At 75.6% G+C, this 11,719-nt stretch carries 8 protein-coding genes and 2 pseudogenes; 5 read left to right on the top strand and 5 right to left on the bottom strand.

What is annotated here, in order from left to right; translation table 11 throughout:
* Positions 1-89: 89 nt before the first annotated feature.
* Entirely contained in the window at positions 90-704 is a 615-nt protein-coding gene (locus ACSNOH_RS28810; protein ID WP_436724370.1) for a TetR/AcrR family transcriptional regulator, read from the bottom strand.
* A gap of 214 nt (positions 705-918) precedes the next feature.
* Between ACSNOH_RS28810 and ACSNOH_RS28805 the strand changes: the two genes are divergently transcribed.
* Together ACSNOH_RS28805 and ACSNOH_RS28800 are read left to right on the top strand one after the other, a co-directional pair.
* Positions 919-1,680, top strand: a complete 762-nt coding sequence (locus ACSNOH_RS28805) for a methyltransferase (protein ID WP_436724369.1) — start codon at positions 919-921, stop codon at positions 1,678-1,680.
* Between the two features lie 237 nt (positions 1,681-1,917).
* Positions 1,918-2,322 carry a DUF3040 domain-containing protein gene (locus ACSNOH_RS28800; protein ID WP_436724368.1) on the top strand — a complete coding sequence of 135 codons (405 nt, stop codon included), beginning with the start codon at positions 1,918-1,920 and terminating at the stop codon, positions 2,320-2,322.
* A gap of 116 nt (positions 2,323-2,438) precedes the next feature.
* Here ACSNOH_RS28800 and ACSNOH_RS28795 read toward each other — a convergent pair whose 3' ends face one another.
* The 4 genes from ACSNOH_RS28795 to ACSNOH_RS28780 all read right to left on the bottom strand — a co-directional run bounded on the left by ACSNOH_RS28795 (position 2,439) and on the right by ACSNOH_RS28780 (position 7,928).
* The gene (locus tag ACSNOH_RS28795; protein ID WP_436724367.1) at positions 2,439-4,820 is read right to left on the bottom strand and encodes a transglutaminaseTgpA domain-containing protein; all 2,382 of its coding nucleotides are present in this window, start codon (positions 4,818-4,820) and stop codon (positions 2,439-2,441) included.
* Positions 4,817-6,205 carry a DUF58 domain-containing protein gene (locus ACSNOH_RS28790; RefSeq protein WP_436724366.1) on the bottom strand — a complete coding sequence of 463 codons (1,389 nt, stop codon included), beginning with the start codon at positions 6,203-6,205 and terminating at the stop codon, positions 4,817-4,819. The genes ACSNOH_RS28795 and ACSNOH_RS28790 overlap by 4 nt, the downstream gene beginning before the upstream one ends.
* A complete protein-coding gene (locus tag ACSNOH_RS28785) occupies positions 6,202-7,218 on the bottom strand; it encodes an AAA family ATPase (RefSeq protein WP_436724365.1) in 1,017 nt (338 codons plus the stop codon). The genes ACSNOH_RS28790 and ACSNOH_RS28785 overlap by 4 nt, the downstream gene beginning before the upstream one ends.
* Positions 7,219-7,376: 158 nt before the next feature.
* The gene (locus ACSNOH_RS28780; protein ID WP_436724364.1) at positions 7,377-7,928 is read right to left on the bottom strand and encodes a beta-class carbonic anhydrase; all 552 of its coding nucleotides are present in this window, start codon (positions 7,926-7,928) and stop codon (positions 7,377-7,379) included.
* A gap of 458 nt (positions 7,929-8,386) precedes the next feature.
* On the opposite strand from ACSNOH_RS28780, the gene rsmH reads away from it, so the two are divergent.
* From rsmH to ACSNOH_RS28765, 3 genes and pseudogenes are all read left to right on the top strand, one after another.
* Positions 8,387-9,346, top strand: a complete 960-nt coding sequence (gene rsmH / locus ACSNOH_RS28775; protein WP_436724363.1) for a 16S rRNA (cytosine(1402)-N(4))-methyltransferase RsmH — start codon at positions 8,387-8,389, stop codon at positions 9,344-9,346.
* Positions 9,343-9,573: pseudogene (locus ACSNOH_RS28770) on the top strand (cell division protein FtsL); the annotation flags it as partial. The gene rsmH and the pseudogene ACSNOH_RS28770, both read left to right, overlap by 4 nt.
* A 5-nt stretch (positions 9,574-9,578) precedes the next feature.
* Positions 9,579-11,556: pseudogene (locus tag ACSNOH_RS28765) on the top strand (peptidoglycan D,D-transpeptidase FtsI family protein); the annotation flags it as partial.
* Between the last annotated feature and the right edge of the window lie 163 nt (positions 11,557-11,719).

Below are 11,719 nucleotides of genomic sequence, written 5' to 3'. Positions count from 1 at the left end.
GGGTACGGGGGAACGACGGGGGAAGCGGCTCCGGTGCAGGCCGAGGGGGATCGGCCCGCGCCGGGGCCGTTGCCGCAGGGAGCCGGGAGCTAGCGGACGGCCCCGTTCAGGCGGCCCTGCAGCAGGCGCGAGAGCGCCGCGTGCACATCGTCGGCGGACCGCTCCGGCTGGAAGGACTGCCAGTCCAGCGCGGCCACCAGCACCATCCCGAACACCGCCGACGCCGTCAGCGGAATGTCGGTCTCCGCCACCGGGTCGCCGTCTGCGGCCGTCTCCCTTAACACCGACTCGATCACCTCGACCGCCTGCTGCCGCACCCGCGTCAGCGTCGGCTGCCAGGCCCGGTTGGTCCGCCACAGCTCGGCGACGTAGAGCTGGGCCATCGAGGGGTGGCGGGCGACGAAGTCCAGCCCCGCACGGATCATCGCGTCCAGGGCGCCGGCCCGGCCGCCGCCGCGCTCGGCCGCCTCCTCGGCCGCCGCCCGCAGCGACGTGGTCAGCAGCTCCATCCCGTGCCGCAGCAGCTCCTCGAACAGATCGGTCTTGCTCCCGAAGTTGTAGTAGACGGTGCCCTTGGCCACCCCGGCCCGTTCCGCTATCTCGTCCACCGTGGTGGAGGAGAAGCCCTGTTCGGCGATGAGGGTCACCGCGGCGGCGAAGAGCTTCCGCCGGGTGTTCTGACGGCGCGTGCTGCTGCTGTCCATGCCAGTGATTCTCCCTGCCCGCCCGGCCGCCCCCGCGCCCGCGTCAACCCCGCGTGGCCGCACGGGCATTCGCGCAGGCCGCACCCGCCGCGCCGGGCCCCGGGACGGGCGCCGCGGCGCGCTCGCCCACCGCGTCGGCCGCCGCCCGGCGCGGGCGCATTAGGCTGGGGCGGACACCTTCGTCAGCCGTGCCACCGCCGAGGAGCCATCCGCCGTGTCAGACCCGCTGCGCCCCCGGGCCTCCCTGCGTACCGCCGTGGTCTGGGAGGTCCTGCGCGACGCCCTGGACCGCCGGGTGAAGGCCGCCGCCCCGGCCGGCGGCGTGCTGGACGTGCTCGACACCGGCGGCGGCTCCGGCAAGTTCGCGGTGCCGCTGGCCGCCCTGGGCCACCGCGTCACCGTGGTCGACCCCAGCCCCAACGCCCTCTTCGCGCTGGAGCGCCGGGCCGCCGAGGCCGGCGTCGCCGAGCGGGTCCGCGGCGTCCAGGGCGACGCCTCCGGCCTCTTCGAGGTGGTGGAGCGCGGCTCCTACGACGTCGTGCTCTGCCACGGCGTCCTGGAGTACGTGGACGACCCCGCCCAGGGCGTGCGCAACGTGATCGAGGCGCTGCGCCCCGCGGGCACGCTCAGCCTGCTGGCCGCGGGCCTGGGCGGCGCCGTCCTCGCCCGCGCGCTCGCCGGGCACTTCACCGAGGCCCGCCAGGTCCTCGACGACCCCGCCGGGCACTGGGGCGCGGGCGACCCGGTGCCGCGCCGGTTCACCGCCGAGCAGCTCTCGGAGCTCGTCACGGCGGAGGGCCTGCAGGTCGGCTCCGTGCACGGCGTCCGCGTCTTCTCCGACCTGGTCCCGGGCGTCCTGCTCGACGCGGAGCCGGGGGCGCGCGAGGCGCTCGCGAAGCTGGAGGCGGCCGCGGCGGCGCTGCCGGCCTTCCACTCGGTGGCCACCCAACTGCACGTCCTGGCCGAGCGTGGCTGATCGCGCGCTGTAGGTCACAGGCCACCCGATCAGCCGGTTCGCCCCGTATGATCGGGGGACACCGTCCGGCATGGCCGATCGGCGAACCGGGAATGTACGTCCCGACGCCACCGGTCGCCACACGGACACCGGTGGGCGGATTGGCGCAGAGGGGCGGGTTTCACGGGGGCGATTCCCTGCCTATCCTGAAAGGGTCGCACCCGGTCGCCCCCCGCGACCGACGAGTAGGAGGACTCCGTGCCGCTCTCGGAGCACGAGCAGCGCATGCTCGAGCAGATGGAGCGAGCGCTGTACGCCGAAGATCCCAAGTTCGCGACAGCGCTCGAGGGCAGCGGCCTGCGCACGTACACCCGGCGACGGGTCTACCAGGCGGTCGCCGGGTTTCTGGTGGGTATCGCGCTCTTGATGACCGGCGTCATGATTCAGGGGCAGTACTGGATCAGTGTGGTCGGCTTCCTCGTCATGCTGGGCTGTGCGGCCCTGGCCGTCACGGGCTGGCGCAAGGCGCCGCGGGCCGGTGCGCAGCGGGGGACGGGCCCTGCGGGGCAGCCGGCCGGCCGAGGCCAGATGCGCCCGCGCCGCAGCATGATGGACCGCATCGAGCAGCGCTGGCAGCGCCGCCGCGACGAACAGGGCCACTGAGCCCGCAGAGTCCTTCTGTGCACACCGTGCACAGCGTGCACACATTCTCTTCCATGGCGTGGGGTCGGGAGCAGGTCTCCTGACCCCACGCCATATCTGTGTTCCCGGCGTGCCCTTCAGCCTCGCGGCGAGACCCTGAGCCGGAGGCTCCGGATCCACCGGGCGGCCGCCGAGCGGTGCCGCGCGAGGCTCCACAGCAGCCGCGCGGACGAGCGCGGCAGCAGCACGGCGCGCAGCCGGGCGCCCCGGCCCGCGGCCGCGCGCAGCCCGGCCCGTACGCACGCGACGTCCTCCGCGAGCCCCGGCACCGGCCGGGGCCGGGGTGCGTACAGCACCTGCTCGACCGCGGCGGCCACCCTGCCCGCGGAGTCGGCGGCGGCTCCCTTGAGGGCGCCGGCGGCGACGATGCGGTCGGCGGCGCCGCGCGGGGAGCGGGAGTCGTCGGGCGGGATGCCGTAGTCCCAGGCGGAGTCCGTCAGTTCGCGCCAGGCGGCCAGGGTGTGCTCGGCGGAGCCGCCCGGCCCGCCGAGCCTGCGCGCGCGCACCCGCCTGCGCCACAGCGCGGGCAGCGCGGGCAGCCCCAGGACGGCCAGCGCGGCCACCGCGGCGGCCGCGACCGTGCCCGCCGACGGACCGCCGGAGCCCGGCCCCGCCCCCTCGGCGGGCAGGGCGGGGGAGCGGCACTCGCCGAGCTTCTTCTGCGCGGGCGGGCAGGCGTCGGTGCCCTTCGGCGCCGACGGGGGGACGACCGTCCGGTCCGGCAGCGGGGCGGGCACCCCGCCGGGCTCGGCGCCCGGCGAGGGCTCCGCGACCGTGTACTCGGGCGTGGTGCCGCGGCTGGGCGTCGGCTCGAAGCGCGTCCAGCCGACGCCCTCGAAGTACAGCTCGGGCCAGGCGTGGGCGTCCTTGGAGCCGACCGACACCGAGCCGTCCGCCGTGGGGGTGCCCGGCATGAAGCCGACCGCCACGCGCGCGGGGATGCCCAGCGTGCGGGCCATCGCCGCCATCGAGAAGGAGAAGTGGATGCAAAAGCCCCGTTTCGCCGCCAGGAAGCGGGCGATGGCCTCGGTGCCGGTGCCCGACGCCACCTGCGTGTCGTACTGGAAGCCCCCGCCGACGGAGAACCAGTCCTGCAGCATGACCGCCTGCTGGTAGGCGCTGGCCGAGCCCGCCGTCACCTTCCGGGCCGTCCGGGCCACGACCGGCGGCAGCGACGGCGGCACCCGGGTGTAGTCGCGCAGGATCTCCTCCGGGGGCGCGGGGGCCCCGGCGAGCTGGGCGGCGGTGGGCTCCACCTGCAGGCTGGAGACCTGATAGCGGATCCCCCGGGTGGTCTGGCCGCGCTCGCCCGCCAGGACCCGCCCCTCCGGCTCGTAGCGCCAGCGGCCCTCGGTGCGCACCTCCTCGGCGGGGTAGGGCAGCGGCAGGTAGTTCTGGGCGTAGCCGTCGGAGGCGGTGAGGGAGGTGTCGATCCGCGTCGTGCGGATCCCGGCGGCGAGGCCCGCCGGGGCGGGCAGGACCGCGGGCAGCTCCGTGAGGCGGCGCTCGGTGGTCTGCCAGGCGGCGCCGTCGAAGCGGTCGAGGGCGACGATGCGCAGGTACAGGTCCCGGGTGTTCTCGGTGGAGGAGCGCAGGCGCAGCAGCTCGCGGTTCTCCGGCTGGTTGAGGCTGTCCTGGAGGGCGACGAGCGGCTTGACGGAGGTGGTGCCGCCGGAGCCGGCGCCCGGGGCGGCACCCCGGGCCGCGGGCTCGAAGAGCCCGCCGCGCATCGCGGGCAGCGCGGCCGGCACGGCCAGGGCGATGCCGAGGGCCAGCGCCGCGATGCGCCGGCCCGTGCGGATGCGGGCGAGGCGGCCGCCGCCCGCGGTCATGGCGGGCCCCGGGGCGGGCGGGGCCGTCCGGCGGCCGCTGAGGACGCGGCCCCACTCGGCGAGCCGCTCCCGCCCCTCCGCGAGGAGCAGCAGCAGATAGCCGCTCGCCGCCGCCAGGAACCACAGCGAGCCGTGGACGCCCTGGCCGAGCCCGGCGGCCACCGAGTACAGCGCGAGGAGCGGCAGCCCGGCGGGGGCGGCGCTGCGGTACGTCACCGCCACGGCGTCCACCGCGAGGCCGACGACCAGTACTCCGCCGACGAGCAGCAGCCGGATGCCGGCCGTCGCCGGGGCGGGGATCGCGTACCGCCCGACGTCCTCGGCGCCCTCCTGCACCAGCTGCCCGAACTCGTGGAAGGCCTCGGGGCCCGGCAGCAGCCCGGCGATCGCCTGCTCGCCCGCGAAGGCCACGGTGAGCAGCAGCAGCCCGGTCAGCGCCTGCACGGCCACGGTCACCGGCCGGGCCAGCGGCACGCGGCGGGCGAGGGCGCCGGCCGTGCTCTGGAGGGTCAGCAGGAAGGCGGCCTGCAGTATCCACGTGGTCTTGTCGACCAGGGGGAGCATCGCGCAGGAGGCGGCGAGCGCGGCCACCGCGGCGCTCACCGTCAGCCGCGCCTGCCCCGTCACCCCGGGCCTCCCGCCGTGCCGGCCCCCAAGGGGCCGGAGAACGGCGCGGGCGCCGCGGGGCCGGGGCCGCCGGCGAGCTGCCACAGCTCGGGCAGCGAGGCCCCGGGCCCGGCCGGCAGCGCCGTCCAGCCCGCTTCGCGCAGCGCCCGCAGCCGCTGCTCGGCCGCGCCGCGCGCCCGGGGATCCGGATCCTGCCGCCAGGCGGCAGGATCCAGGACGAAGGCGACGGCCGCGCTGCCGCGCCCGCGCATGCGGGCGGCCAGGGCCGTCTGCTCCTCGTCCAGCCCGCCGAGGAAGGCCACGAGCAGCCCCTCGCCGCCGCGCAGGGCGCCCAGCGCGGGGGACAGGCACGTGCCCTGCGAGTGCTCCGCCTCCGCGAGGGCCTCCAGCAGCAGGCCCGCCGCCTCCGCCGGGTCGTTGGGGGAGAGGGCACCGCCGCCGGGGCCCTGCGGCCCCGGGACCGCGCTGCCGGTGTCGGTGAGCAGCCGCACGGAGAAGCCCTGCTCCAGCAGGTGGACCGCGACGGAGGCGGCCCCGGAGACCGCCCACTCGAAGGGCGCGCCCGGCCCCGCGCCCTCGTAGGCGGCGCGGCGGGTGTCCAGCAGGACGGTGCAGCGGGCCCGGCGCGGCTGCTCCTCGCGGCGGACCATGAGCTCGCCGTGGCGGGCGGTGGAGCGCCAGTGGACCCGGCGCAGGTCGTCGCCGTGGCGGTAGCCGCGGGGGATGACGTCGTCCTCGCCGGCCAGGGCGGGGGAGCGGCGCAGGCCGTCGCCGTGGCCCGGGCCCGCGCCGCCCGGGCGGACGGGGGGCAGCGGCTCGGTGTGCGGCACGACCGTGAGCGTGTCGTGCGTGCTGAAGCCGCGGGACAGCTCGCACATGCCGAAGGGGTCCGTCAGCCGCAGCTGCAGCGGGCCCAGGGGATAGCGGCCGCGCAGGTCGGAGCGGACGCGGTAGGAGACCTCGCGGCGGCCGCCGGGCTCGATCCGGTCCACCACGAAGCGGGGGCGCGGGCCCAGCACGTACGGCACCCGGTCCTGGAGCATCAGCAGACCGGTGGGGATCCGGGAGACGTTGTCGACCCGCAGCTGGACGCGGGCCTCGGCGGTGACGGGGATCCGCGCGGGCGTGAGGCGGCGGCTGCCCGTGACGCGGTGGCGGGTGCGGTGCAGCGCCACCACGCACAGCAGGGGCAGCACGGCCAGTAACAGCCCGACCCGCAGCAGATCGGCCTGCCCGAGCACGTAGGAGCACACGGCCGCCGCGATGCCGGCCGCAAGGAAGGAGCGCCCGCGGGTGGTCAGCCCGCCCAGCGCCGCCCACAGGCCGCTGCCGTCCCCGGGCCGTCCCCCGGGGCCGGGGCCCGCGCCGTCCCCCGGGCCGGTCACAGCCGCCGCGCCTGCCGCCACGCCTGCGCCGAGGGGTCCGGCACGGGGGTGCGCTGGAGGATGTCGAGCACGGCCTGCTCGGCGCTGCGCCGGCCCAGCTGGGCCTGGGCCGTGGGCAGCAGCCGGTGGGCGAGGACGGCCGGCGCCAGCGCCTGGACGTCGTCCGGCAGGACGAACTCGCGGCCCGCGAGGGCGGCCGCGGCCCGGGCGGCCCGCACCAGGTGCAGCGTCGCCCGCGGGGACGCGCCCAGCCTGAGGTCGGGGTGGTGGCGGGTGGCGGTGACGAGGTCGACGGCGTAGCGCCGCACGGGGTCGGCCACGTGGACCGTGCGGACCGCCTCGACGAGCTTGACGACCTCGTGGGCGTGGGCGACGGGCTGCAGGTCGTCCAGCGGGGAGGCCTGGTCGGAGCGGCCGGAGCAGCCGTGCGCGTCCAGCATCCGCAGCTCGGCCTCGGGGCTCGGATAGCCCATGGAGACCCGCGCCATGAAGCGGTCGCGCTGGGCCTCGGGCAGCGGATACGTGCCCTCCATCTCGACGGGGTTCTGCGTGGCCACCACCATGAAGGGGCTCGGCAGCTCGTAGGTGTGCCCGTCGACGGTGACCTGGCGCTCCTCCATGGACTCCAGCAGCGCCGACTGGGTCTTGGGCGAGGCGCGGTTGATCTCGTCGCCGATGACGATCTGGGCGAAGACCGCGCCCGGCTTGAACTCGAAGTCGCGCCGCTGCTGGTCGAAGACGCTCACGCCCGTGATGTCCGACGGGAGGAGGTCGGGCGTGAACTGGATGCGCCGCACCGAGCAGTCGACCGACCGGGCCAGGGCCTTGGCGAGCATCGTCTTGCCCACGCCCGGCACGTCCTCGATCAGCAGGTGGCCCTCGGCCAGCAGCACGGTCAGGCAGAGCCGTACGACCTCGGGCTTGCCCTCGATCACGCCTTCGACCGCCCGGCGGATCCGCTCCGCCGTGGCGGTCAGACTGCTCAGGCTGGCTCGCTCGTCATAGGTCGTCACCCGGCCCTCCTCGGCCCGTCCTGCGGGCGTGCGGTCCGTGGGCCACGGACCGGCACCCGCCCCGGAATACGGACACCGCGCCCCGCGCGTCACACGGGGGCGGCGTCCTCTCCGCATTCTGGCCGCCCGCGCGGCGCCGCGTCACCGCCTGTGGACAATCAGTGCTGCGGGTCGATCTCGCGCAGCAGGCCGGTCGTCACGTCGAAGACGAAACCCCGGACGTCGTCGGTGTGGGGCAGGAACGGCGAGGTCCGGACGCGCTGCATGGACTGCCGGACATCCTGGTCCAAGTCCTTGAAGGCCTCCACCGCCCACGCCGGGCGCTGCCCGACCTCGGCCTCGATTTCGTGGCGGAAGTCCTCGGTCAGGGTGAGCAGGCCGCATCCCGTGTGGTGGATCAGGACGACGGAGCGGGTGCCGAGGGCGCGCTGGCTGATGGTCAGCGAGCGGATGATGTCGTCGGTGACGACGCCGCCGGCGTTGCGGATGGTGTGGCAGTCACCGAGCTCCAGGCCCAGGGCGGCGTGCAGGTCGAGCCTGGCGTCCATACAGGCGACGACGGCGACCTTCAGGACCGGACGGGCGTCCATCCCCGGGTCGGTGAAGCGGGCGGCGTACTCGGCATTGGCCTGAACGAGACGGTCCGTGACCGTCTGCGGCCGGGTGCTTTCGGAGCTCTGAGGCGCCGGCTGGGACGCGGGTATCGGCATATGAACGACCGTAGTCGGCGGCGGCCGCCCGGGCCCGTTACGGGAACCACAGAATCCCGCCCATAAGTGTCTGTGTGAGGTAAGCCACACGAGTGGCGGCACCCCCGCCGTCCGGGTGAACGCAGGCCCCCGGGGCCCGGATCCCGCCAAGATCCCGCCGCCGTCCCGGGTGCCGGGCGGCCGCGCCGCGCCCGGCCGGGGACGCGCTGGCCGGTTGGTTGACCGGGGGGACGAGTGGACTAAAGTGGCGCGAAGTGGGAGGCCTGACGCTCCCCCTGGACACCGAAAAAGCCCGCACGCGTGCGACGCGGACGTACCCCTCGGCCTCCTCCCGCTCCCCGGTCGTCCGGCGCCCCTTCCCCGGTGCCGGGCAGGCCGCTTCCCCTTGGAGCGGGCGGGGACCCGGGGATACGGACCGCCCGTGCGCGCTCCGGGGCACCCCGAACTCAGAAGGGCGCATGAGCAGCAACGCGCGACACGTCCCCGTCATGCTCCAGCGCTGCCTGGACATGCTCGCTCCCGCTCTCACCGAGCCCGGCGCGGTCGTGGTCGACTGCACCCTGGGCGCCGGCGGGCACAGCGAGGCGCTGCTCAAGACCTTCCCCGAGGCCCGGCTCGTCGCCCTCGACCGCGACCCCACCGCCCTGGAGCTCGCCGGCGAGCGCCTGAAGCCCTACGGGGAGCGCGCCACGCTCGTCCGGGCCGTCTACCACGAGCTGCCGGACGTCCTGGAGCGGCTCGGCATCCCCAAGGTCCAGGGCGTCCTGTTCGACCTCGGCGTCTCCTCCATGCAGCTGGACGAGGCCGACCGCGGCTTCGCCTACGCCCAGGACGCCCCGCTGGACATGCGCATGGACCAGACGACCGGCATCAGCGCCGCCGAGGTCCTCAACACGTACGCCCCCGGCGAGCTGGTGCGCATCCTGCGCGCCTACGGCGAGGAGAAGCAGGCCAAGCGGATCGTCTCCGCGATCGTCCGCGAGCGGGCGAAGGAGCCCTTCACCAACAGTGCCCGGCTCGTGGACGTCATCCGCGAGGCGCTGCCCCAGGCCGCCAAGCGGCACGGCGGCAACCCCGCCAAGCGCACCTTCCAGGCCCTGCGCATCGAGGTCAACGCCGAGCTCGCGAGCGTCGAGGCGGCGATCCCCGCCGCCGTCGCCGCGCTCGCCGTCGGCGGCCGCATCGCCGTGCTGTCCTACCAGTCCCTGGAGGACCGCATCGTCAAGCAGGTCTTCGCCGCCGGCGCCACCAGCACCGCGCCGCCCGGCCTGCCCGTCGTCCCCGAGCGCTACCAGCCCCGCCTGAAGCTGCTCACCCGCGGCGCCGAACTGCCCACCGAGGAAGAGGTCGCCGAGAACCGGCGGGCCGCCCCCGCGCGGCTGCGCGGCGCCGAGCGCATCCGCGAGGACATCCCGTGACGCCGGCCGCCCGCCGGGGCAGCCGGCTGGGCCGCCTGGTGGGGCCCGCCGGGGCCAGGCGCACCCCCTTCGTCCTGCTCGTCGTGGTGCTGCTCGGCTCCGGCCTGATCTCGCTCCTGCTGCTCAACTCCGCCCTCAACCAGGGCTCCTTCGAACTCTCCCGCCTCCAGCGCAAGACCACCGAGCTCACCGACGAGCAGCAGGCCCTCCAGCAGGAGGTCGACCAGCTCGCCGCGCCCGACGCCCTGGAGCGCCGCGCCCGCGAGCTCGGCATGGTCCCCGGCGGCAACCCCGCCTTCCTCAGCCCCGACGGCACGGTCCGCGGCCAGCCGTCCCCCGCCGGCGACGGCACGGTGGCCTACCGCGCGCCCGCACCCGCCGGCCCCCGGGGTTCTGCGGCACAGCGTCACCTGCCGGAGGTCGGGGTGGTCGGCCTCGGTCTCACGCTCGTCCTGCTCGTCTTCACCGTCCGGCTGCTGCAGGTGCAGGCCTTCGACGCGAGCGCCTACGCGGCCCGCGCCAACGTCAACCGCTACATTCCGGTCACCCTGGCGGCAGAGCGCGGCACCATCACCGACCGCTCCGGGGTGGACCTCGCCACCACCGTCGACGCCTACGACATCACCGCCGCGCCCGACCTGCTGACCCCCGAGCGCATCAAGGCCGACGGCGCCGCGCGCCGCGCCGCGGCCCTGCTCGCGCCCGTCCTCGGCGAGCGCCCCGCCGTCCTGGAGCAGAAGCTCACCGCCAACCCCAAGTCCAAGTACGTCGTCCTCGCCCGTCGGCAGCCGCCCCGGGTCTGGAACAAGATCAAGGAGCTCAAGAAGGAGGCCGCCGCCCGGGCGCAGCGCAAGGAGGGCGCCGACGTCCTCGCCGGGGTCAACAGAGAACCGCACAGCAAGCGCGTCTACCCCAACGGCGGCCTCGCGGCCGGGATACTGGGCTTCGTGAACGCGGAGGGCCGCGGCGGCGGCGGGGTCGAGGCCCAGTTCGACCGCGTCCTGGCCGGCCGGGACGGCAAGCTCGTCTACGCCCAGTCCGGCGGCCGCCAGGTGCCCACCGGGGACGTCAAGGAACAGCCCGCCGTGCCCGGCTCCGACATCGAGCTGACCATCGACCGGGACATCCAGTGGGCCGCCCAGAGCGCCATCACCCGCCAGGTGCAGGAGTCCGCGGCCGACCGCGGCTACGTGGTCGTGCAGGACAACCGCACCGGCGAGATCCTCGCCATGGCCAACGCCCCCGGCTACGACCCCAACGACCTCGCCCACGCCGACCGCGCCGCCCTCGGCAACGCCGCCCTGCAGGACGCCTACGAGCCCGGCAGCGTCAGCAAGGTGATGACCATGGCGGCGGTCCTGGAGGAGGGCGCGGCCGGCCCCACGACCCACGTCGAGGTGCCCAACCGGCTGCCGCGCGCCGACCGCTCCTTCGCCGACGACGTCGACCACCCCACGTGGCACCTGACGCTCAACGGCGTGCTCGCCAAGTCCAGCAACATCGGCACCATCCTCGCCGCCGAGCAGCTGGGCAAGGACCAGGCCGAGGCCAACGAGGTCCTCCACTCGTACCTGCGGAAGTTCGGCATCGGCGAGCCCACCGGCCTGGGCTTCCCCGGCGAGACGCCCGGCATCCTCGCCCCGCCCGCCAAGTGGCAGGGCTCCCGGCAGTACACCATCCCCTTCGGCCAGGGCCTCTCGCTCAACGCCGTCCAGGCCGCCTCGGTCTACTCCACGATCGCCAACGGCGGCGAGCGCATCCGGCCCACCCTCGTCCGCGGCACCAAGGGCCCCGACGGCCGCTTCACGCCCGCGCCCGTCCCCGAGCGCACCCGGGTCATCAGCGACCGCACCGCCCGCGAGCTCGCCACGATGCTCGAATCCGTCGTCGACGACCGCGAGGGCACCGGCACGAAGGCCCGGATCCCCGGCTACCGCGTCGCGGGGAAGACCGGCACCTCCAACCGGGTGGACCCGCAGACCGGGCGCTACCACGGCTACACCGCCTCCTTCGCCGGCTTCGCCCCCGCCGACCAGCCGCGCGTCACCGTCTACTGCGCCATCCAGAACCCCACCAAGGGCAGTTACTTCGGCGGCCAGATCTGCGGACCCGTCTACAAGCAGGTGATGGAGTTCGCCCTGAAGACCCTGCAGGTACCCCCGTCCGGCACCCAGCCGCCCCGGCTGCCGGTGAGCTACGACGACGAGTGAGCCGGGGGCCGGCCGTGACGACCATCACTCCCGATCCCGGGAACCGCGGCCCGGGACGCCCCTCGCTTCGCGACGGGGCGGGTGCGCCCGGTACGCTCACCGCCGTGCCACACGCTGATCAGTCCCGCCCCAGCCCCCAGGGCGCCCCCGCCGCGTCGCCGGG

The sequence above is a fragment of the Streptomyces sp. URMC 127 genome (assembly GCF_051386535.1).
In the GTDB taxonomy this organism is placed as follows: Bacteria; Actinomycetota; Actinomycetes; order Streptomycetales; family Streptomycetaceae; genus Streptomyces.
Note: the sequence above shows the minus strand (reverse complement) of the source record. Positions and strands in the feature narration are given on the sequence as shown.

What these genes read in the sequence shown, in the direction of transcription:
- ACSNOH_RS28810 (WP_436724370.1), bottom strand. Translation starts at nt 704, where the DNA reads ATGGACAGCAGCAGCACGCGCCGTCAGAACACCCGGCGGAAGCTCTTC.
- ACSNOH_RS28780 (WP_436724364.1), bottom strand. Translation starts at nt 7,928, where the DNA reads ATGCCGATACCCGCGTCCCAGCCGGCGCCTCAGAGCTCCGAAAGCACC.
- rsmH (WP_436724363.1), top strand. Translation starts at nt 8,387, where the DNA reads ATGAGCAGCAACGCGCGACACGTCCCCGTCATGCTCCAGCGCTGCCTG.